Origin of the sequence: Oceaniglobus trochenteri (genome assembly GCF_020529025.1) — a bacterium.
Classification (GTDB): Bacteria; Pseudomonadota; Alphaproteobacteria; order Rhodobacterales; family Rhodobacteraceae; genus Oceaniglobus; species Oceaniglobus trochenteri.
This window is the reverse complement of record NZ_JACNMM010000002.1, coordinates 331,484-351,008: the sequence shown is the minus strand read 5'-3', so window position 1 is coordinate 351,008 and position 19,525 is coordinate 331,484. Positions and strand designations below refer to the sequence as shown.

The window sequence follows — 19,525 nt, the reverse complement described above, 5'->3', positions numbered from 1 at the left end:
ACCCCCCAGGACCATATCTGGTCCCGTCCTGATGGCTGATCCGCTGTGGCTGCCCAACCGCGCCGCCCAAAGGCACTTGCGCTCAAGCGGTCCGGCCGCGCGCAGCAGTCCCGGGGCCGCCAACCACGGCCGCGCCCTGAATGGCAAAGGGGGCCGCCGTGCCGCGCCCCCCTCTCTTTCTTGCTTCAAATACTCTCTCGCCGAAGGCGTCCGGCCTGTGCCGCTATCTGGTCGGGTTGCGATAGGTCATCCGCCGCACCGAGCCGGTTTTCGACCGCATGAGGATTGTCTCGGTGGTCAGGAACCCCGGTTCGCGCTTGATGCCTGCCACGACCGACCCGTCGGTCACGCCGGTGGCGGCGAAGATCACGTCGCCCTTCACCAGGTCGTTCAGGGTATAGACGCGGTCAAGGTTGGTGATCCCGGCCTTCTTCGCGCGGCCCTTCTCATCGTCGTTGCGGAACAGCAGCTTGCCATAGATCTGCCCGCCCATGCATTTCAGCGCGGCGGCGGCCAGAACACCCTCGGGGGCGCCGCCCGATCCCATGTACATGTCGATGCCGGTCTTCTCGGCCTCGGCGCAGTGGATGATGCCGGCCACGTCGCCGTCGGTGATCAGGCGGATCGCGGCGCCGGTGGTGCGGATCTCGGCGATCATCTCTTCGTGGCGCGGGCGTTCCAGCACGCAGACGGTGATGTCCTCGGTGCTGCATCCCTTGGCGGCGGCCAGGGCCGAAACCCTTTCACTGGGCGACATGTCCATGGTGACGACGCCGCGCTTGAAGCCGGGGCCGACGGCCAGCTTTTCCATGTAGACGTCAGGGGCATGCAGCATGGAACCGCGCGGGCCCATGGCGATCACGGTCAGGGCGTTGGGCATGTCCTTGGCGGTCAAGGTGGTGCCCTCAAGCGGGTCCAGCGCGATGTCCACCGCAGGGCCGTTGCCGGTGCCCACTTCCTCGCCGATGTACAGCATGGGGGCCTCGTCCCGCTCGCCCTCGCCGATGACGACGACGCCGGCGATGTCCAGCTTGTTCAGCTGGTCGCGCATGGCGTTGACGGCCGCCTGGTCCGCTGCCTTTTCATCGCCCCGTCCGATCAGCCGGGCCGAGGCAAGCGCCGCCGCCTCCGACACCCGGGCCAGGCCGAGTGACAGCATGCGGTCGTGAAATTCAGCGGTGTCAGCCATCGTGCAATCCTTGTTCCATCCGGGGCGATCCTGCCCTCGGGGGGTAATGGGTGACGCCGGGTCTGGCAAGTTGCGTTAGCGCAAACCCCTGGAATCAATGGCGCGGCGTGGCGATCACGCAGCCGTAATAGGCAAAGCGTGACGGATCTTCGCATTCCGGGTCGGCCTGCGCGGCGGCATCGTGGGCAGTGCGCAGGAAGGTTTCCAGCGCCCCACGCTGGGCGCGTCGCGCCTCCTGGCGGCCAAAGCCGCTGTCCTGTCCGGCCCCCCCGGCCAGCAGCGCACGCCGCCGGATCAGCGACCGGCGCGCATAGTCCAGCGCCGCCCGGGTGTCGTCGGTGCGGCTGAGGTGGCGGGCCATGTCGCCCAGGATGGCCGTTTCATCGAGGTTGCCTGTCGCCTGCCCATGGGCCAGGGCCGCTTCGCCGGCGGCGATCAGGGCAGAGGGGTCGGCGTGGCTGTCCTTCAGCAGGGCCGCGAAAAGCGATACCTGCGCGGCATAGAAATCGGCCATGATGACGGTGGCGGTTTCGCCCTCGTCCAGCGCGCGGGCGCGGCTTTGGGCGATGATCGCCAGGGCGCGGTCGGTGTCGCCATCGCGCCCGGCCAGCACCGCCTGATAGAGCATCCCGGTGATCTGGGCATCGGTGCTGCGCGAAAATGGCTGCGATTGTTCAAGCGCGGCGATGGCAAGATCGCTTGCGCCCGCCGAAATCGCCAGCCCCGCCAGCCTGTGGAAGGCATTGGCCAGAAGATCGGCGCCCTCGGGTTCATCGGCCTCGGGCCACCAGACGGCATCGGCGCCCGGCTGCCAGGGCGCCTGCGCAAGGTGAGAGATCGCCCGCAGATAGGCATTGGCGGCGTCCTGGGTGCGCCCCAGCGCGCGCAGGCTGTCGGCGATGATCACCTCGGCCTCGGCGTTCACGGCGCGCAGTGTACCGGCATCCAGGTTGCCGCCCGGCGGCAAAAGCGCGGCCCCGGCCAGCGAAATCGCCATGCCATGGGCGCCCTCGTCGGCCTGGCTGCGTGCCCGTTCCAGGGCATCGCGGGCCAGTTCCAGCGCCGAGGTGTTGAAGGCGCTCAGCTGGCCCTCGGCCCAGAGCGCGACATAGCCCTCAAGTTCCTCGGCCGCATCCTCGCCGAAGGTGTCCCGGAACAACGGCAGCGCCAGGCGGGCGCGTGCGACCGCCTCGTCCATCCGGCCCAGATCGGCCAGGGCATAGGCGCCGCTGACCCGCAGGGCGGCGGCGAAATCGTCCTGCGACGGATCGCCCGCGATTAGCGCCAGCCCCTCTTCGGTCAGGGCCAGGGCGAAGGCGGGGTTGCCCCTGTCGTTGCGGATGAAATCGGCGGCCATGGCAAAGAAGATCGACCAGTCGGGGGTCAGCCGGCCTTCGGCGCGGGCGGTGCGGATGGCGCGGTTCAGCACCACGAACGGCGCTTCGCTGTCGCCCGATTGCAGCGCCTCGCCCACCGCCTCCATGACGGCGTCGAAATTGCGAGGAATATCGTCGTCCTGCGCCCGGGCCATTGAAACGGAAAGGGCCAGCACGGCGGCCCATGCGACCGCCAGCAGCAGGCGGCGCATCATGACCCGCCCTCACCGACCAGAACGAAGGGCGCCCAGGCGGCAGGGTGGGCCAGGCTGGGATCACTGGTGTCGTCCAGCATGGCCTGCATGGCGCCCTGCAATGCCTCGGCCCGGCCCCGGGCGCGGTGATCGGCTAGCCTTGTGAAGGTATCGGTGGTCAGCCGGGCGGCGGCATCGTCGCGCACGGGCCAGTGCGACACGATCAGGCTGCGCGCCCCCGCAAACAGGAAGGCCCGCGCCAGCCCCGAAAGGCCCTCGGCATCGGGGCGGCCATCGGACCCGGCGGTGTTGCAGGCCGAGAGGATCACCCATTCCGCCGGAATATCCAGCGCGGCGATTTCCGAGGCGGTCAGCAGGCCATCGTCGCCGGGGCGGGCGGTGTCGGGGGGCGTCAGCACCAGCGCCGGTTCGCCAAGGCCGCGCAGATCGCCCGACAGCAGCCCATGGGTGGCAAAGGCGATGACATCGGTCTGCGCCAGGGGCGCGGCACGCACGGCGGTTTCGGTGGCCTCGAGGCCCAGGTGTAGGGTTTCGGGCGGGGCGCGAAGGGTACGGGCCAGGGCGCGCAATTCGCGCCGGGTGCCGGGCAGGGAGGCGAGGGCGCGAATGTCTTCGACCCCCGCGCCGCCCTCGCGGTAGAAGGTCACCTCGGCGGGCGCTGCGATCGCGCCGCCAAGGGAGGGATCGCCGAAGCCGAGAAAGCTGAGTCTGCCCTCTCCGGCCGGTGCCGGGCGCGCGCGCAGGGCGGCAAGCGCCTCGACGCTGGGAAGGGTGGTCAGGGCGTGGCGCTGAAAGAACCAGTGGGTGGCGCGCAGCGCTTCGGGATCGGAATCGGCCCCGGCAAGCCTGTCATCGGTGATGAGCAGGGCCAGCGGCAGGGCGGTCAGCGGTCCGTCGGCCACCGTGAAGAGGTGGCGCACGCCCTTCAGGATCGGCTCGAAGGGGGCGAGGAGTTCGAAATAGAGCAGCGAGGCCTGGGTCCGCTCGAATGGGGCGCCGCGCGGCGTTGGACCCGCGTTCAGCCGCACGCCCGCGCGCAGGGTATTGGCCTGGATCAGCGAGGCCCGGATCGCCGCGACGCCGGTTTCCAGGTCGGCGCGGGCGGTGCTGACCCGGCGCCATGCGGCGCGTTCCGGAGTGACGGCCCAGACGAAGCTGTCGTCGTCGCCGACGAAGAACAGCATCAGCCCCTCGTCCGGGCGCAGCAGGGCCTGGACCTCGGGGATGGTCAGGGGGCGGGTTTCGGCAACGGTGGTATTGGGGGCCAGGGCCGCGATCCGGCGGTCGAGGGTGGCGAGTTCCACCCCCAGCGCGTCGATCTGGCCCGAAAGGTCGATGGCGGCACCGCCGCTGCTGGCGGGCAGGGCGGCAAGATCGGCCTCGGCCCGGGCGCGCCTGTCGGCGGTGATCTGGCGTTGGCGCAGCAGGGCGGTGAGGGCCGGATCACTGGCGGCGCGGCGCTGTGCCGTCTGCCGCATGGCCGCCCCGGCGGAGGAGAGCAACGCCCATTGCGCCGCCTCGAAGCTTTCCCCGATCAGCGCGGCGGGCGTGGCCGGCCCATCGGCCCGGGCGAGGCCGAGCGTGCCAAAAAAAAGGCAGAGGAGGGCGGCGAGGATGCGCATGGCACAAGGGAACCCCCGGCCGCGATCCGGGTCAAGTGACAAGAGCCGTCAGCCCGGGCGCGCCCGGCTGACGGCGCACCGGGGGCCAGCCCCCGGACCCCCGGAGTATTTCAGGCAAGAAAGAGGGTCAGACCGGCTCGATCCGCAGGGCGAGGGGGTCGTTCACCAACACGCCGGTATCGGCCATGGCGGCGATGGCGGTGGCGATGTCGCTGCCCGTGGTCTTGTGGGTGACGATCAGAACCGGCGCGGAGGTGTCGCTGTGGTCGTACTGGCGCATCCGGTCGATCGAGACGCCAGCGTCGCCCAGGACCGTGGCGATCTTGGCCAGGGCGCCCGGTTTGTCCTGCAGGGTCATGCGCAGGTAATAGGGCGCGGGCGTTGCCGCGACGGCGGGTGTGGCGCGGACAAGGGTTGTCGCGGGTTGCCCGAAGGTGGACAGGCGGGTGCCGCGGGCGATGTCGATGATGTCCGAAAGCACTGCGCTGGCGGTGGGGCCTTCGCCGGCACCGGCGCCGCGCAGGACGGTCTGCCCGACGCTGTCGCCTTCCAGCACCACCATGTTGGTGCCGCCCTCGAGCTGACCGAGGGGCGAGGCCGTCGGTACGAGGCAGGGCGTCATGCGCTGTTCGAGGCCGCGCGCCGTGAGTTGCGCAACGCCCAGCAGCTTGATCCGGAAGCCCATATCGGCGGCCTGGCGGATGTCGCCGATGGTGACCCGTTCGATGCCCTCCAGCACGACCGAATCGAAATCGACCTGCACGCCGAAGGCGATGGAGGCCAGCAGGGCCAGTTTGTGCCCCGCGTCGATGCCGCCCACATCCAGGTTGGGGTCGGCTTCGAGGTAGCCCAGCTCGGCGGCTTCGGCGAAGACGGCGTTATAGCCCAGCCCATCCTGTTCCATCCGGGTCAGGATGTAGTTGCAGGTGCCGTTCATCACTCCCATCACGCGGGTCATCTCGTTCCCGGCCAGGCCTTCGGTCAGCGCCTTCACCACGGGGATGCCGCCGGCCACGGCCGCCTCGAAGCGGATCACGGCGCCCGCGGCTTCGGCGGCTTCGGCCAGCGATTGGCCATGGTGGGCCAGCATCGCCTTGTTGGCGGTGACCACGTCCTTGCCCGCGGCGATGGCCGCGCGGGTGGCGGCCAGGGCCGGGCCGGAATCGCCGCCCATGAGTTCCACGAAGATGTCCACGTCGTCGCGGGTGGCCAGCACGACGGGATCGTCCTCCCAGTCATAGCCGCCCAGACGCACGCCGCGATCCCTGTCGCGGTTGCGCGCGCCCACGGCGGTGATCACGATGTCGCGTCCGGTGCGCGCCGCCAGCAGGGCGGCGTGGCGCTGCACGATCCGCACGACGCCGACGCCGACGGTTCCAAGGCCCGCGATACCGAGGCGAAGGGGGGTGGTCATGGGCGTGCTCCGTCGCTTGAACTGTTCGTGCGCGGGCTTAGCCTGTTTGGCAGATGGCATCAACGTGTCAGATGCGGTGCGGGGGTGGTGCCGGTCAGCCGCCGTATCGCAGGACGGCTTCGCGGATGCGGCTGCGGTCCTGATCGGTGAGGGCGGCGCGGCGCATGGCGGCGGCCCGGGCCCGCAGCCGGGCGGCGCGGCCCGCCAGATCTCGTGAGAGTGTGGGGTCGGTCAACTGCCCGGTCTGCGCGGTGGCGAGAAGCCCTGTCAGAGGGACGAGCCGGGGATATTCGGCGCGCGCGGCGGCCGGGGATTCGCCAAGATCGGGATAGCCCGCGCAGCCCGCCAAGGCCGCCGAAAGGGCGACAACCGCCATCAAAGATCCACGCGCCATGTTCCGCTCCGTCCTGCCCGCGCCACCCTAGCGTGGCGGGGCGGGCGCGGGCAAGAGCGGGGCCGTCAGTGAGCGGGGCGGATGAAGGTATCGTTGCGCAGATCGCGCATGGCCTGTTGCAGCTCGGCTTGGGTGTTCATCACGATGGGGCCGTGCCAGGCGATGGGTTCCTGGATCGGAGCGCCCGAGATCAGCAGAAAGCGCACGCCTTCCTCGCCGGCCTGCACCGTCACCTCGTCGCCGGTGCCGAAACGCACCAGCGTGCGGTCGCCGGACTGATCGCGGATGTTCACCTCCTGGCCCATCACCTCTTTTTCCAGCAGTACGCCCGAGGGGGCCGAGGCATCGGCAAAGGCGCCCGACCCGGCGAAGACATAGGCGAAGGCGCGGCGGTAGGTGTCGACCGCGAAGGTCTTGCGCCGGCCCGGCGGGATCGAGATGTCGAGGTATTGCGGATCGGCGGCGATGCCGTCGACCGGGCCGCGCCGGCCCCGGAAGGTGCCGGTGACGACGCGCACCACGGTTCCGTCATCCTCGACGATCTCGGGGATCTCGGAGGATGTCACGTCCTGGTAGCGGGGGGCGGTCATCTTCAGCGACGAGGGCAGGTTGGCCCAAAGCTGAAACCCGTGCATCTGGCCGCTGGCGTTGCCGCGCGGCATTTCCTGATGCAGGATGCCCGACCCGGCGGTCATCCATTGCACGTCGCCCGCGCCAAGGGTGCCGGTGTTGCCCAGACTGTCGGCATGGGCCACCTCGCCCGAGAGGACATAGGTGATGGTTTCGATCCCGCGGTGGGGATGCCAGGGAAACCCGCGCCGGTAATCTTCGGGCCGTTCGTTGCGAAAATCGTCGAACAGCAGGAAGGGGTCCAGCGCCTCGGGGTTGGAGAAGCCGAAGGCGCGGTGCAGTTTCACGCCGGCCCCTTCAAGGGTCGGCTGGGCGGGGGACGATGAAAGAACAGGGCGGATCGACATGATGCTATCTCCTTTGCAGCGAAGATAGGAAACCGGGGGAAAGCCGACAACGGGCGCGGGCGCACCGCCGCTGTGCGGCAATGCGAAACGGCTCGATTCCGGTGGGGCGATGGGGTAGGGCAAGGCAGCCGAAGGGAGAGCGACAGATGCCTCAGATACTTGCCACCCTCACACCCTCGCCCGTGCGGCGAACGCTGGGGGCCTTGGTCATGGCGGCGCTGGGGGCGCTGCTGATCTGGATGGCGCTGGCCACGGCACCTTCGCTGATCTGGCGGATCGCGCTGCTGATCCTTGGCGGGCTGGCGCTGGCGGGGATGGTGGGGCTGTGGCAGGCGACGCGCGCGCGCATCGAACTGACGGAAACCGAGCTGCGCGACACCGCTGGAAACCGGCTGGCGCTGATCGACGATATCCTGGCGATCGACCGGGGGGCCTTTGCCTTCAAGCCATCGAACGGTTTCGTGCTGAAGCTGTCCAGGCCCCATCCCCGGGGCTGGGCGCCGGGTCTGTGGTGGCGCACCGGGCAGCGGGTGGGTGTCGGCGGCGTGACCGGCGCAAGCGAGGGCAAGGCGATGGCCGAGGCGCTGGCTGCGCGCATCGCGGCGCGCAGCCCCGTGGTTTAGCTGACCGAGGGCCCCGTCCACAGAAGCTGTGGCACGAACCGGGGCGAGGAGACGACGCGGTTGTTGAACACCGTCTCGGGCAGGCCGATCTTGAAGGGCGGTTCATAGTCCATCCAGGTTTCCACGATCACCGCCGAGTCGGCATTGGCGAGAACCGGCAGCGAGGAGGCCAGGGACGGCAGATCGCCCTTGGTGATCTTCGGCTTGCTGGCGTCGGTGGTATAGGACCAGACCAGAACGTGATTGTCCTTTTCGGCGTCGTAGTAGACGACCGTGACCCGCAGCGAGGTGTCGTGGCCGTTGTTGGTCAGGAACTCGTGGTACTTGCCAAGTCCGACCATGAAGTCGCGATCCACCGGGTTCCACTGTCGCGTCAGCAGGTCGCTGATCGTGTAGGTGGCGCGCAGGTTCAGGGCCTGCATCCGGTAGCCATCGACGAAGGTGAAGGTGGCAAGCATCGCCCACAGAAGAAGGGGCAGGATAAGGACGGCTTCGACGGTATAGCTGCCGGTGCTGTCCTTTGCGAAGGCACGCAGCTTCCTGCGCAGATGTGTCATGATGTTCATGTCGGTTCATTCACAAAAAAGGTTGAAGCCATCATCTTGTAACCGCCGTTCGTGACGGGGGGCAGGATCGCGCCCAGGCCGATCGCGGGGAAGATCGGATCGTGCAGATAGCAGAACCGGATCAGCATCACCTCGTTGTTGGCGCCCGAGGTATAGTTGACCACAGGCTTGGAGGTCTGTTCGCGGTTGACGCAATCGGCGCTGCCCGTCCGGTAGGTGAAGCCGCGCGTGGGAACCGGCCCCATTTCAAGCTTCATGTTGGTTTCGCAATCGGTCAGAAGCAGGGCTTCGTCGCAGACGGCGGCCTTCAGGTTGTCGGGGTCGCGGTACTCGGGCTTGCCCAGGCGCAGATCGCGCACCACCACATCCATCGCCCGTTCCAGCATGGCCTGGCGCATCTGGATCACGCCCATTTCGGCGGAGCACAGGAAGATGCCCATGATCAGCGGAAACATCAGGACGAATTCGACAGAGGCCACGCCGTCATCCCGGCGCAGGAAGGTTCTCAGCATATTGATCATTGGACCAGCCTCAGTTGGTTGATGGTGGAAGCGATGGCCGAGAAGGCATAGACGATGTCTTCGCCGTCCACGTCGAAGTAGTGGTTTTCGGACGATGCGCATTCCTTCATCAGCCGGGCATCTGAGCTGTCGATCTCGAATGCGACGCTGAACACCAGGATGCCTTCGGATTTCGCCTTGGCGCAGAGCTGCGACATGCGGTTGTCCTTGGTCGAACCGGAAACGGTGTCGTAGGGATCGCGCAGCCAGTCGTAGTAGAGGTTCGACGAGTTGTCCTGGCGATACCACATGTAGTAGGCGTTATACCCCAGCGAGGCGGCCGACCACAGTTCCTGGTAGCTGAGCCGATGGCTGCTGGAATCTCCGCCATCGCGGCTGTTGCTCCAGGCGTCATAGCGGGGCAGATACCAGGTTTCCCACCAGTTCCGGTCGCCGTCCTTGTCGCGGTATTCCTGGTGATCGACGCTGAAACGCCAGCTGCCGTCGGAATACTGGCGCCCCCAGACATCGGACATGCCCTGGTTGTACTGGTCGCGCAGGGTGTACTGCGTGGTCTGGGCGCCGTCGGTCATCACCACCAGCACCTTCATGCTGTTGTTGCGGTCATAATCATAGGGGCGGTCGGCGAAGGTGTCGGCAACCTCGTCGGCGTCGATCAGCGCTTCGGTGACATCGCGGAACGACGGGTCAAGCATGGCAACGCCCCACTTGATGCCGATATCGGTCGAGGTGTTTCCGTTGGGCGTCAGCGCATCGATCTGGGCGATCAGCTTGGTCTTGTCCTCGGTCAGGGGCTGAACCTTGAATGAATCCTCGTTGCGGCAGACGAAGGTGTCCGGCGGGCTCGTGCGGCTGAACGGGTCGAAATGGCCGGTCTGCTTGCGGTTGCCGGTCGGCATGGCCGTGGTGTTGAAATCCGAGGATTCGAAATCGACACAGTGCGAATAGTCGTGCCCGAAGCTCAGGTTCATGTCGTCGGCAATCACCTTGCCCACGTTCACCTGTGTGGAATAGGGCACGATCGAGATCGAGACTTCGCCGTCGCCCGCGATGCTGCGTTCTTCCGAAAGGACCGTGTTCACGAAGTTCTTCGCGGCCTTCTTGAGATCGCGCAGGCGGTTGGCGCTGCCCATCGAACCGGACACGTCCAGCACCATCGAGATTTCGATATCGCTGATTTCCTCGCGGGCGGTGCCGCTGGCGGCCGCCGGCATCGAGTTGATGCCCAGCGCGTTGACGAACAGCGTGCTCACATCGACCGAGGATGTCGCGGTGACGGTGCGCGAATTGATGTTTTCGACCACGTCGATGGAATCGAGATACGACCCCATGCCGGCCTTGTTGAAATAGTCGGTGACGACAGCGGCGGGATCAAGCGTCTGATCCAGGTCGGCGGCGGCCAGGACCGCGGTATCAACGGTGTTCTGAAGCCCGAGGCGCGAGAATTCGTTGCGCATGATGTCGACCGAGATACCGCCGATCAACAGGATTGCCATGAACAGGTAAAGGCCGAACAGGATCATCGATCCGTCCTCTTCCTGCGCGAAACGTCTTGCGGCACGGGCTGAGGCAGCATCATTCAGGCGCCTTACCTTGCCATTTCCGGTCTTAATATGGGTCACTAGCCAACTCCTGAATGCGGTCACGACACAGGTCGCATGTCGCCCTTCTCAGGATATGGCAGGATGGTTCGGCGCTTTTTGGGCCGGAATGAGACGATTGTCGGCGATTTGTGGAAACTTCTTGGCGAATGTGACGGAAACTTGGGGCTTGGCCACAATTCGCGAAGGGCCCGGCGCGCAGGGCGCAAACGGCGGATGGCGCCGCCCCTTCGCCGGGGGCGCCGCCATTTTTGGGTGTCGTGTCGCAGCAGGCGCCGGGTCAGGTGGTGGCCGGGGCGGCGCCCTCCCACAGAAGCTGGGGCGCGAAGCGCGGGCTTGTGACCATGAAGTTGTATAGCGTGGTATCGGTCAGGCCCATCACGAAGGCCGAGCGATAGTCCATCCAGGTTTCCACCACGATCACGATGTCACCGTCGGCCGTCGCCGGCAAGTGCTGCGCGACGGGGCTGGCGTCAGGATAGGCGGCCTTGTCGCCGCGCGCCTCGGACCAGACCAGGTCGAAGGCGTTGGCGTCGCCGTCGAACCGAAGCACGGAAACGCGAAGCGATTTGTCATAGTTGCGGTTCACGAGGAAGGCCTGCAACTGCTCCAGGCCGTCGATATAGCTGTCGTTCACCGGCGCGGTTTCCCGCGAAAGGATGTCGCTGATCGTGTGGGTGGCCTTGATGTTCACATTCGCCAGGCGCAGCCCGTCGAAATAGCTGAACATCGCCAGGATGGCCCAGGCCAGCATCGGCAGCAACAGGATGGATTCCACCGAATAGCTGCCGTCGTTGTCGCGGCCGAAGCGGTGCAGCAGGGATTTGAGGCGCAGTTTCATCGTCGCTCTCCTGATCAGGGTTCGTTCACGAAGGCAGCTGTCGAGATGGCGGCGTAATCACCCGCCCCGTCCTTGGGCAGCATCAGGCCCAATCCCGTGGTCGGAAAGATCGGCGCGATCTTCACGCAGGCCCGCACCAGCATCAATTCGCTGGCCCGCCCGGGCACGAAGCGGGTCAGGGGGCGGATCTCGTCGCTGCGGTCGGTGCATTCCACGTCCGAGTTGACGCTGTTCCAGGCGCTGCGCGGCACGTTGCGCATCTCCACCCGAAGGCTTGCCATGCAATCGGGGATCAACAGCGCCTGATCGCAGATCATCTGCTTGACCTGTTCGTGGGTGGGGGGCGTGTCGGGGTGCAGGCGCACCGCCCGCATGGCGATGTCGGTGCCCCGCTCCAGCATGACGCTGCGCATGTTCAGAAGGCCCGCTTCGGCACCCGACATGAACATCCACAGAACCGGTACGACAAGGATGGTGAACTCGATGGTCGGGCCGCCGTCCTCGTCCCGGCGGAACCGGGCCAGCGGCGCGGCAAGAGAGTGCAGGAACCGTTTCATTGTGTCAGCCTCAGTTTGGAAATGGCATTGGCGATCTGGTCGAAGGCCGTTTCAAGATCATTACCCACCACCCGGATGAAATAGTTCGGGGTGCTTGCACATTGGCGCATCACGTTGGCGGAATGGTCCGTCACTTCGAACCCGATGGTAAAGATCGTGGCGCCGCGGGTGCGGACCGTATCGCAGAGATCCAGCAGGCGGTTGTCCTTCTTCCAGGCCGAGACGCCCTGCCAGACATCGTCGTAGAATGCGTTGCGCGCACTGTAGGAGCCGCGCATGGCGCGAATGTAATTCTCGGCGAAGTACCGCACGTTCATCTCGCCCCAGAGATCGGCATAGTCCAACTGTTCGGGCGCCTGGCTTGTGGTAAGGGCGGCGGGCAGAAGGGCGCTCAGCTCGTTCAGATCCTGGCCCAGGGGGAGGGCGGTCCAGCCCGCCGGGATCGTCACGTCCGAACGCAGCCCGGTGAGGGCGCGCCGAAGGGTCAGGCGGGGATGCCAGAAGCCCTCGTTGGCCACACCATCGCCGTCTTCATCGCCGATCTCGGGGGCGGCGTTGCTGTAGAAGACGGTGGCATTCGTGGTGCTGGGCAACCAGCGGTAGACGCCCGAGGGGCCGCTGGCAAAGGCGGGCTCGATCTCTTTCTGTTCGGTGTTGATGCCATCGGTCAGCAGAACCACGAACTTCTCGGTGGCCGGACGATCCCAGGCGAAGGGCCGGTCGGCATAGTCCGAGGCCACCTGGCCCGCGTCGATCAGCGCCTGGGTCACGCCCTGCGCGCTGGGGTCAAGGAAGGCGGCGCCCCACTTCAGGCCGATCTCGATCGAGGTATTGCCCTCGGCCACCAGGGTGTCGATCTGGGCCTTGATCAGCTCGGGGTCGTTCATCACCGGTTTGACGATGGAATTGGCCTCGGGGCGGCAGACGAACCGGCCGGGCCGCTGGCTGCCGCTCCACTGGTCGAAATGCGAGGTCTGGCGATAGGCGCCGTCATCCTCGATCACGGTGCTGTCGAAATCCGCGTCCTCGAAGGCCACGCAATGCGACTGGTCCTGCGACTGGGGCACGTTCAGCGCCCCCATGACGACGGCCCCGGCGTTCACCTGGGTGGAATAGGGCACGAGGCTGACGGTGATCCTGTCGGGATCGCCCGAGGTATAGATCTTGTCGATGAACCGCTTCGCTGCCGAACGCAGATCGGCGATCTTCGACGTACTGCCGGGCGCCGAACTGGCCCAGCCCATGGAGCCCGAAACGTCCAGCACCAGCGAAATCTCGATGTCGGTGCGCGATTCAAGGGCCGCCGAAAGGGACCGGGGCGTCAGGGTGTCGACGCCGGTGTGGTTCCAGAAGTTCATGAACATCGTTCTTTGCAGCTTTTCGGTGTTCACCCTGACCGAACGCTGGTTGACGCTTTCGTTCACCTCGATCCCGCGAAGATAGGCCGACATGCCTTCCTTCTCGAAATAGCTGTTCACCACATCCTCGGCCGGGAGATCCTGATCGAGATCGGCCGCGGCCAGAACGGCGCGGTCCGACAGGCTTTGCAGGCGGGTGCGGTTGTTCTCGAACACCATGATGTCGATGGAGATGCCGCCGATCAGCACCATGCAGAGGAAGAGGAAGAGGGCCAGAATGGTCATCGATCCAGACTCGTCCTCGCGGAACCGGGCGGTCGCACCCACGGAAAGGTTGGATTTTTGCAGCATCATTAACCTCGATTCATGACCGGACTTCGTCAGAAAGGCAGGTTGGCGCCCGAAATCGGGCGGGAATGTGGCAGACCGGGGACAAGGATTGGCCATAAACGCCGGGGCGTCACCCAATCCCGGCTGAGGCGGAAACTGTTCGAAAACCCGCGACAATGGCGTGGTTAATTTTCGCACCGCCGTCCGGCCCGCCGCCGCAATCCGAGGAAACCATGGTTAATTCCGCAAGAATATCACAGCATCCGCGAGTGCGATTCGCGCCCAGCCAATTGATCGGAGAACCATGGCCCAGGATCTGAATTTCGCCTGCCGATGCGGCACGCTGCGCGGTGTCTTGCACGATGTCGCGCCCGGGTCGGGGTGCAACCTCGAATGCTATTGCGCCGATTGCCGGGCCTTTGCCCGTCACCTGGGTGTAAGCGACAGCCTGACGCCGGGCGGCGGAAGCCTGTTGCACCAGACGATACCGGCCAGCATCGAAATCACCGCCGGGGCCGACAGGATCGCCTGCAAGCGGCTGCGCCCCAAGGGGCTTTATCGTTGGTATGCGTCATGCTGCGACACGCCCCTGGCCAATACCATCGGCAGTTCGCGCCTGCCCCTGGCCGGCATGTGGCAACCGCTGATCGAAGATCCGGCCGCCCTGGGCAAGTTGCACACCCAGGGCTTCACCAAATATGCCCTGCGCGAGCCGGGCGCGCCGAAGAAGGACCGTGGCACCCTGACGATGCTGACCGGGTTGATCCGGCGCACCCTTTCGGCCTATCTGTCTGGCAAGGCACGCAAAAGCCCGTTCTTCGACGCAAAGGGCGCGCCCGTCGTCGCCCCCGTTGTCCTGACCGAGACGGAGCGGCGCGCAGCCTACGACGGCGGATAGGAGAGCCCCCCATGGGATACAACGCGCTGCGCCTTCTGAAAGAGGGGCTGACCGGCAACAAGGGGTGGCAACCGGTCTGGCGCGATCCGGCGCCGAAAGACGCCTACGATATCGTCATCATCGGCGGCGGCGGTCATGGCCTGGCCACGGCCTATTACCTGGCGCGCGAACATGGGCTGCGCAACGTCGCGGTTCTGGAAAAGGGATACCTGGGCGGCGGCAATGTCGGGCGCAACACCACCATCGTGCGGGCCAATTATGCCATGCCCGGCAATTCCGAATTCTATTCCCATTCGCTGAAGCTCTGGGAGGGGCTGGAGCGCGAATTGAACTATAACGTCATGCATTCGCAACGCGGGCTGATCGACCTGTTCCATTCCGACGACCAGCGCGATGCCTATGTGCGCGGCGGCAACGCGATGATCAACCAGGGCGACGACGCAGTGCTGCTGGACCGCGACGAGGTGCGTGACCGTCTGCCCTATCTGGATTTCGACAATGCGCGCTTTCCCATTCATGGCGCATTGCTTCATCCCCGGGGCGGAACCGCGCGCCACGATGCCGTGGCCTGGGGATATGCCCGCGCCGCCGACCGGCGCGGCGTCGATCTGATCCAGCAATGCGAAGTGACCGGAATCGACGTTGAAGGCGGAAAAGTGCAAGGCGTCACCACCACGCGCGGGGTGATCCGCGCCAGGAAAGTTGCAATCGTGACAGCGGGGCGATCGGGCCAGGTGGCGGCCATGGCCGGTCTGCGCCTGCCGGTGGAAAGCCATGTCCTTCAGGCCTTCGTGACCGAGGGCCTGAAACCGATCATCGACCACGTCGTGATCTTCGGCATGGGGCATTTCTATATCTCGCAGTCCGACAAGGGCGGCCTTGTCTTCGGCGGCGATCTTGACGGCTATGCCTCTTACGCCCAGCGGGGCAACCTGCCCACGGCGGAACACGTGATGGAGGCGGCCATGGCCCTGATGCCCGTGGTGGGACAGGCCAGGGTGCTGCGGTCGTGGGGCGGGATCATGGACATGACGCCCGACGGATCGCCCATCATCGACAGGACGGGAATCGAAGGGCTCTACCTGGATTGCGGCTGGTGTTATGGCGGGTTCAAGGCGACGCCTGCCTCGGGGTTTGCCCTGGCGCACCTGCTGGCCACCGACCGGCCCCACGACACTGCCGCGCGCTTCCGCCTGGACCGGTTCCGCGATGGCGTGGGCCTGATGGACGAGGAGGGCACCGGTGCGCAACACAAACTGCACTAGGCGCGCGACGTGGCTTCGGGAGCCTGCGGCGCGAGTATTTTCGGCAAGAAAGAGAAGGGGTGTGCCGTCATGCGGCTGACCTGTCCCCTCTGCGGGGAGCGTGACCTGCGCGAGTTTTCCTATACCGGCGACGCGGTATTGTGCGAGCGTCCGGCACCCGAGGCCGGACCGGAGGCCTGGGACGCCTATCTGCACCTGCGCGAAAACCCCGCCGGGGTGGCGCGGGATCTGTGGCACCACGGCGCGGGATGTTCGGCCTGGCTGGTGGTGACGCGCGATACCGTCACCCACGCGGTTATCGCCGTCGCGCTGGCGGATGCGCCATGAGGATCGCGGGGCGTGGTTTGGTCGATCCCGGCCGGGTGATCGGGTTCAGCTTCGACGGGCGGCCCTATACCGGGCTGGCGGGCGACAGCCTGGCCTCGGCGCTTCTGGCCAATGGCGTGCGGCTTATGGGGCGGTCGTTCAAGTATCACCGCCCGCGCGGGGTGATGACCGCCGGTTCGGACGAGCCGAACGCCCTGGTGACGGTGGGGCGCGGCGGCGACAGGCGCCCCAACGAACGCGCGCCCATGGTCGAACTTTTCGACGGGATGGAGGCGGTCAGCCAGAACCGCTGGCCCGGGCTGGGCCTGGATGTCATGGCGGTGAACGACCTTCTGTCGCCGCTGCTGGGGGCGGGGTTCTATTACAAGACCTTCATGTGGCCGCGCGCCTTCTGGGAAAGGGTGTACGAACCCCTGATCCGGCGCGCCGCCGGTTTGGGGGCATTGTCGGGACTGCCCGCACCGGATGTGTCGGACAAGGTGTTCGGCCATTGCGACCTTCTGGTGATCGGGGCCGGGCCCGCGGGGCTGATGGCGGCGCTGGTTGCCGGGCGTGCGGGGGCCGACGTGATCCTGGCCGATGAGCGCGACCGCATGGGCGGGCGCCTTCTGGACGAGGACGAGATGCTGGGCGGCGCGCCTGCCCGCGCATGGGTGGCGGCCTCGCTGGAGGAATTGGACAGCCTGCCCAACGTCAGGCGCATGGCGCGCACCACGGTCACCGGCGCCTATGACGGCGGCACCTATGGCGCCCTGCAACGGGGCGCGCCGGGGGCGGTGCATCACAGCTTCTGGCGCATCGCGGCCCGCCGTGCGGTGCTCTGTGCCGGCGCGCTGGAACGCGGCATCGCCTTTCCGGGCAACGACCGGCCCGGGGTGATGATGGCGGGCGCCGTGCGCAGGTATCTGCACCGCCATGGCGTGGCGGCCGGGCAATCGGTGGCGGTCTTCGGCAACAACGACAGCGCTCATCGCACCGCCCGCGATCTGCACGCCGCCGGGGTCAGGGTGGCGGCCCTGATCGACACCCGCCCCGAAGTGCCGCAATACGCGGATTACGAGACCTTCGCCGGGGCCGAGGTTGTGGCGACGCGCGGGCGGCTGGGCCTGCGGGGCATCACCATCCGCCAGAACGGGCGCGAGCGTCGGCTGCGCGCCGATACCCTGGCGGTTTCGGGCGGCTGGAACCCGGCGGTGCATCTGACCTGCCACATGAACGCGCGCCCGCTCTGGCGCGATGACATCGCCGGTTTCGTTCCGCCCGAAGGTGCCATTCCGGGGTTGGGGGTGGCGGGTGCCGCGGCGGGTGTCTTTTCCACCCACGGCGCGCTGAGCACGGGGGCCAGGGCGGCGCTTGCGGCGCTGTCCGACCTGGGGTTGCGCGCCACCATGCCCGATCTGCCGGGCGCCGAGGATGCTCCCTTTGCCATCACCCCGCACTGGCAGGTGGCGGGCAGGGGGCGCGCCTGGCTGGATCTGCAGAACGACGTGACGACGAAGGACGTGGCCCAGGCCGCGCGCGAGAATTTCCGCAGTGTCGAGCACATGAAGCGCTATACCACCCTGGGCATGGCCACGGATCAGGGCAAGGGCAGCAACGTCAACGCCCTGGCGGTGCTGGCCGACGCCACCGGGCGCGGCATTGCCGAAACCGGAACCACCACCTTTCGCCCGCCCTATGTCCCGGTGCCGATCGCGGCCATGGGGGCAGGGGCCTCGGGTGCGGGCTATGCGCCGCAGCGATTCACCCCCTCGCATGGCGCCAGCGTGGAAAAGGGCGCGCCGATGATCGAGGCGGGCCTGTGGTACAGGCCCGGCTGGTTCCCGCGCCCCGGCGAAACCACCTGGCGCGAAAGTTGCGACCGCGAGGTGGCGATGGTGCGCAACGCGGTGGGCATCTGCGACGTATCGACCCTGGGCAAGATCGACATCCAGGGCCCCGATGCCGCGGCATTCCTCGACTTCGTTTATGCCAACCGGTTTTCGACGCTGAAGCCGGGGCGGGTGCGCTATGGCCTGATGCTGCGCGAGGATGGCCATGTGATGGACGACGGCACCACCGCCTGCCTTGCCCCGGGCCACTATGTGATGACCACCACAACGGCCGCTGCGGCGCCGGTGCTGAAGCATCTGGAGTTCGTGTCACAGGTGCTGCGCCCGGAGTGGAACCTGCGCCTTGCCCCGGTGACCGAGCAGTGGGCGCAATTCGCGGTGGCCGGCCCGCGATCGCGCGACCTTCTGAACGCGCTGCTGGATGACGAGATCGGAAACGACGCCTGGCCCTTCATGTCCTGCGGTGCCGTGTCGGTCTGCGGGGTGGCGGCTCGGTTGTTCCGCATCTCGTTTTCGGGGGAACATGCCTATGAAATCGCGGTTCCGGCCCGCTATGGCGACAGCCTGTTCCGGCTGCTGGTGGCCTTGGCCGAGGGGCTGGGCGGGGGGGCCTACGGTATGGAGGCGCTGAACGTGCTGCGGATCGAAAAGGGACACCTGACCGATGCCGAGATCGACGGTCGCACCACCGCTTGCGATCTGGGGATGGGGCGCATGGTGTCGCCCGACAAGGATTGCATCGGCAAGATGATGGCGGCGCGGCCCGGTCTGCGCGATCCGGCGCGCGAAAGGCTGGTGGGTCTGCGCCCCGTCGATCCGCAGGCGCCCGTCAGCGCGGGGGCGCATCTGTTCAACCCGGGCGACAAGGCCGAAAGGGTGCATGACCAGGGCCATGTCACCTCGGTCGCCTGGTCGCCGACGCTGAACAGCAACCTCGCGCTGGCCTTCCTGAAACACGGGCCCGCGCGCCTTGGAGAAAGGATCAGGCTGGTCGATCACCTGCGCGGCCATGACACCCTGTGCATCGTCACCGATCCGGTGGCCTTCGACCCCGAGGGAGGACGTTTGCGTGGTTAGACTTGTCGCCAGGACCGCCGCCGGGGGCGCGCTGCCCCAGACCATCGGGGGTCTGACCCTTGCCGAACACCTGCCCGAGGCAATCACCGCCGTCATGCCATTTGATGGGCAGGAAGGGGCGGTTTCTGATGACATGGGCATGCCCTTTCCGGCGCCCGGCCGGACCAGCGAAGCCGATGGCGCCCTGGCGATCTGGGCCGGGCGGCATCTGGCCCTGGTCCTGGGGGCGCCGCCCCGGTCCAGCCATGGCGCGATCAGCGATCAGTCGGATGCCTGGGCGGTCTTCGACCTGACCGGCCCGGGCGGCGCAGAGGCCCTGGCCCGGCTTTGCCCCGTCGATACCCGGGCGGCGCAGTTTCCGCCCGGCCATACCGCGCGCAGCCTGCTGGGCCATGTGCACGCCAGCATCACGCGGCTGAAGGACGATCGGCTGCGCATCATGGTGCCGCGGTCCATGGCGCACACGGCGATCCACGATCTGACCCGCGCCATGGGCCATGCCCTGCGCAGCCAAAGCGCGGGCTGAGCCGCCCTTCGCCCCC

Annotated in this window: 18 protein-coding genes; 6 read left to right on the top strand and 12 right to left on the bottom strand. The window is 66.9% G+C overall.

Translation table 11 applies throughout. The annotated features are described in order from the left end of the window. Nucleotides 1-223 precede the first annotated feature (223 nt). The 6 genes from glpX to H7828_RS01885 all read right to left on the bottom strand — a co-directional run bounded on the left by glpX (nt 224) and on the right by H7828_RS01885 (nt 7,187). Nucleotides 224-1,189, bottom strand: coding sequence for a class II fructose-bisphosphatase (glpX, locus tag H7828_RS01910; RefSeq protein ID WP_226779247.1), 966 nt, complete (start codon nt 1,187-1,189; stop codon nt 224-226). A 94-nt stretch (nt 1,190-1,283) separates the two neighbouring features. Beyond that, on the bottom strand, nt 1,284-2,780 hold the full coding sequence (locus H7828_RS01905) for a hypothetical protein (protein WP_226779246.1): 1,497 nt from the start codon (nt 2,778-2,780) through the stop codon (nt 1,284-1,286). Next, nucleotides 2,777-4,402, bottom strand: a complete 1,626-nt coding sequence (locus tag H7828_RS01900; RefSeq protein WP_226779245.1) for a CHAT domain-containing protein — start codon at nt 4,400-4,402, stop codon at nt 2,777-2,779. Before H7828_RS01900 ends, H7828_RS01905 begins: the two co-directional genes overlap by 4 nt. 127 nt (nt 4,403-4,529) lie before the next feature. After that, nucleotides 4,530-5,816 carry a homoserine dehydrogenase gene (locus H7828_RS01895; RefSeq protein WP_226779244.1) on the bottom strand — a complete coding sequence of 429 codons (1,287 nt, stop codon included), beginning with the start codon at nt 5,814-5,816 and terminating at the stop codon, nt 4,530-4,532. Nucleotides 5,817-5,910: 94 nt separating this feature from the next. Further along, complete coding sequence (locus H7828_RS01890) at nt 5,911-6,210, bottom strand: hypothetical protein (protein ID WP_226779243.1); 300 nt, start codon at nt 6,208-6,210, stop codon at nt 5,911-5,913. Nucleotides 6,211-6,275: 65 nt separating this feature from the next. Beyond that, on the bottom strand, nt 6,276-7,187 hold the full coding sequence (locus H7828_RS01885) for a pirin family protein (RefSeq protein WP_226779242.1): 912 nt from the start codon (nt 7,185-7,187) through the stop codon (nt 6,276-6,278). Between the two features lie 146 nt (nt 7,188-7,333). Here H7828_RS01885 and H7828_RS01880 point away from each other — a divergent pair, with 146 nt between their 5' ends. After that, complete coding sequence (locus H7828_RS01880; protein ID WP_226779241.1) at nt 7,334-7,810, top strand: hypothetical protein; 477 nt, start codon at nt 7,334-7,336, stop codon at nt 7,808-7,810. Here the strand turns inward: H7828_RS01880 and H7828_RS01875 are convergent. From H7828_RS01875 to H7828_RS01850, 6 genes are all read right to left on the bottom strand, one after another. After that, a complete protein-coding gene (locus H7828_RS01875) occupies nt 7,807-8,376 on the bottom strand; it encodes a TadE/TadG family type IV pilus assembly protein (protein ID WP_226779240.1) in 570 nt (189 codons plus the stop codon). The genes H7828_RS01880 and H7828_RS01875 overlap by 4 nt on opposite strands. Next, nucleotides 8,373-8,897 carry a TadE/TadG family type IV pilus assembly protein gene (locus tag H7828_RS01870; protein WP_226779239.1) on the bottom strand — a complete coding sequence of 175 codons (525 nt, stop codon included), beginning with the start codon at nt 8,895-8,897 and terminating at the stop codon, nt 8,373-8,375. Before H7828_RS01870 ends, H7828_RS01875 begins: the two co-directional genes overlap by 4 nt. Next, nucleotides 8,894-10,420 (bottom strand): pilus assembly protein TadG-related protein, encoded by a 1,527-nt coding sequence (locus H7828_RS01865; protein WP_226779238.1) that lies wholly within the window; start codon nt 10,418-10,420, stop codon nt 8,894-8,896. Before H7828_RS01865 ends, H7828_RS01870 begins: the two co-directional genes overlap by 4 nt. A gap of 358 nt (nt 10,421-10,778) precedes the next feature. Continuing rightward, entirely contained in the window at nt 10,779-11,339 is a 561-nt protein-coding gene (locus tag H7828_RS01860; protein ID WP_226779237.1) for a TadE/TadG family type IV pilus assembly protein, read from the bottom strand. Nucleotides 11,340-11,353: 14 nt separating this feature from the next. Then, complete coding sequence (locus tag H7828_RS01855) at nt 11,354-11,896, bottom strand: TadE/TadG family type IV pilus assembly protein (RefSeq protein WP_226779236.1); 543 nt, start codon at nt 11,894-11,896, stop codon at nt 11,354-11,356. Beyond that, nucleotides 11,893-13,608: a TadE/TadG family type IV pilus assembly protein gene (locus H7828_RS01850; RefSeq protein WP_226779235.1), complete on the bottom strand. Its 1,716-nt coding sequence runs from the start codon at nt 13,606-13,608 to the stop codon at nt 11,893-11,895. The genes H7828_RS01855 and H7828_RS01850 overlap by 4 nt, the downstream gene beginning before the upstream one ends. Before the next feature lie 280 nt (nt 13,609-13,888). Between H7828_RS01850 and H7828_RS01845 the strand changes: the two genes are divergently transcribed. From H7828_RS01845 to H7828_RS01825, 5 genes are all read left to right on the top strand, one after another. Continuing rightward, on the top strand, nt 13,889-14,482 hold the full coding sequence (locus tag H7828_RS01845) for a DUF6151 family protein (RefSeq protein WP_226779234.1): 594 nt from the start codon (nt 13,889-13,891) through the stop codon (nt 14,480-14,482). An 11-nt stretch (nt 14,483-14,493) separates the two neighbouring features. Continuing rightward, entirely contained in the window at nt 14,494-15,747 is a 1,254-nt protein-coding gene (locus tag H7828_RS01840; protein WP_226779233.1) for a sarcosine oxidase subunit beta family protein, read from the top strand. A gap of 69 nt (nt 15,748-15,816) precedes the next feature. Then, entirely contained in the window at nt 15,817-16,074 is a 258-nt protein-coding gene (locus H7828_RS01835) for a sarcosine oxidase subunit delta (RefSeq protein WP_226779232.1), read from the top strand. Then, entirely contained in the window at nt 16,071-18,983 is a 2,913-nt protein-coding gene (locus H7828_RS01830) for a sarcosine oxidase subunit alpha family protein (RefSeq protein ID WP_226779231.1), read from the top strand. Before H7828_RS01835 ends, H7828_RS01830 begins: the two co-directional genes overlap by 4 nt. Next, complete coding sequence (locus H7828_RS01825) at nt 18,976-19,509, top strand: sarcosine oxidase subunit gamma (RefSeq protein ID WP_226779230.1); 534 nt, start codon at nt 18,976-18,978, stop codon at nt 19,507-19,509. The genes H7828_RS01830 and H7828_RS01825 overlap by 8 nt, the downstream gene beginning before the upstream one ends. The last annotated feature ends 16 nt before the right edge of the window (nt 19,510-19,525 follow it).

Excerpts from the sequence above, each read along its gene's own strand:
- H7828_RS01850 (WP_226779235.1), bottom strand. The coding sequence starts at position 13,608 with ATGATGCTGCAAAAATCCAACCTTTCCGTGGGTGCGACCGCCCGGTTC.
- H7828_RS01845 (WP_226779234.1), top strand. The coding sequence starts at position 13,889 with ATGGCCCAGGATCTGAATTTCGCCTGCCGATGCGGCACGCTGCGCGGT.
- H7828_RS01840 (WP_226779233.1), top strand. The coding sequence starts at position 14,494 with ATGGGATACAACGCGCTGCGCCTTCTGAAAGAGGGGCTGACCGGCAAC.
- H7828_RS01890 (WP_226779243.1), bottom strand. The coding sequence starts at position 6,210 with ATGGCGCGTGGATCTTTGATGGCGGTTGTCGCCCTTTCGGCGGCCTTG.
- H7828_RS01860 (WP_226779237.1), bottom strand. The coding sequence starts at position 11,339 with ATGAAACTGCGCCTCAAATCCCTGCTGCACCGCTTCGGCCGCGACAAC.
- H7828_RS01855 (WP_226779236.1), bottom strand. The coding sequence starts at position 11,896 with ATGAAACGGTTCCTGCACTCTCTTGCCGCGCCGCTGGCCCGGTTCCGC.
- H7828_RS01875 (WP_226779240.1), bottom strand. The coding sequence starts at position 8,376 with ATGAACATCATGACACATCTGCGCAGGAAGCTGCGTGCCTTCGCAAAG.
- H7828_RS01900 (WP_226779245.1), bottom strand. The coding sequence starts at position 4,402 with ATGCGCATCCTCGCCGCCCTCCTCTGCCTTTTTTTTGGCACGCTCGGC.
- H7828_RS01905 (WP_226779246.1), bottom strand. The coding sequence starts at position 2,780 with ATGATGCGCCGCCTGCTGCTGGCGGTCGCATGGGCCGCCGTGCTGGCC.
- H7828_RS01865 (WP_226779238.1), bottom strand. The coding sequence starts at position 10,420 with ATGATCCTGTTCGGCCTTTACCTGTTCATGGCAATCCTGTTGATCGGC.
- H7828_RS01835 (WP_226779232.1), top strand. The coding sequence starts at position 15,817 with ATGCGGCTGACCTGTCCCCTCTGCGGGGAGCGTGACCTGCGCGAGTTT.
- H7828_RS01895 (WP_226779244.1), bottom strand. The coding sequence starts at position 5,816 with ATGACCACCCCCCTTCGCCTCGGTATCGCGGGCCTTGGAACCGTCGGC.
- H7828_RS01885 (WP_226779242.1), bottom strand. The coding sequence starts at position 7,187 with ATGTCGATCCGCCCTGTTCTTTCATCGTCCCCCGCCCAGCCGACCCTT.
- glpX (WP_226779247.1), bottom strand. The coding sequence starts at position 1,189 with ATGGCTGACACCGCTGAATTTCACGACCGCATGCTGTCACTCGGCCTG.
- H7828_RS01880 (WP_226779241.1), top strand. The coding sequence starts at position 7,334 with ATGCCTCAGATACTTGCCACCCTCACACCCTCGCCCGTGCGGCGAACG.
- H7828_RS01870 (WP_226779239.1), bottom strand. The coding sequence starts at position 8,897 with ATGATCAATATGCTGAGAACCTTCCTGCGCCGGGATGACGGCGTGGCC.
- H7828_RS01830 (WP_226779231.1), top strand. The coding sequence starts at position 16,071 with ATGAGGATCGCGGGGCGTGGTTTGGTCGATCCCGGCCGGGTGATCGGG.